At 49.7% G+C, this 533-nt stretch carries 1 protein-coding gene; it reads left to right on the forward strand.

Annotation, left to right across the window (positions count from 1 at the left end; genetic code table 11):
- A partial coding sequence (locus ACRYR9_RS19955) for a hypothetical protein (protein WP_432540247.1) occupies nt 1-533 on the forward strand: 533 nt, incomplete at both ends.

The raw sequence follows: 533 nt of genomic DNA on the forward strand, positions 1-533 counted from the left end.
TGTCTTGACGGCACTCGTCGGCGCGTTGGCCTTGTTGGGCACGCTGTTTCTTTGGACGCAAAAGAATGCGGGCCGCGCTTATCGCGAGGCATACCTACACACGTTCGGATTCCGGGCAGACGCTCTCCCATGGAATACGGACGACCTCGCACTTTTGGGTTACTTCGCGCAAGTTGACGTTGTGCTGCTAATGCTGGGCTTGTTTATCGCGCTGGCGTTGCTTGGGGCAGCTCTAGCAATTGCCGGGGATTACTTGAGTCGACGTTTTTTCAAAGAAAAAGAAAGTGACGAAGTCAAGGGGGAAGGTAAAGGCAAAAAAATGGAGAAGAAATTCACCATTCCGCCAGCGGCCGCAATCTACTGGTCCATTGCGGTTGTTCTGGTGGCTTTTGCGTACTTCAACTTGATTCCGATTGCGCTTTTTCAAAAAATGAAGACAAAGGGCGTGCTTGACGCTCAAAATCAGATTGGCCTTATCGAAAACTTGGATTCGGAGAAGTTTAAAGAGGGTGGGATTAATTTTGTCGAGATTG

It is taken from the genome of Kineococcus auxinigenes, from assembly GCF_050871525.1.
Taxonomy (GTDB): domain Bacteria; phylum Actinomycetota; class Actinomycetes; order Actinomycetales; family Kineococcaceae; genus Kineococcus.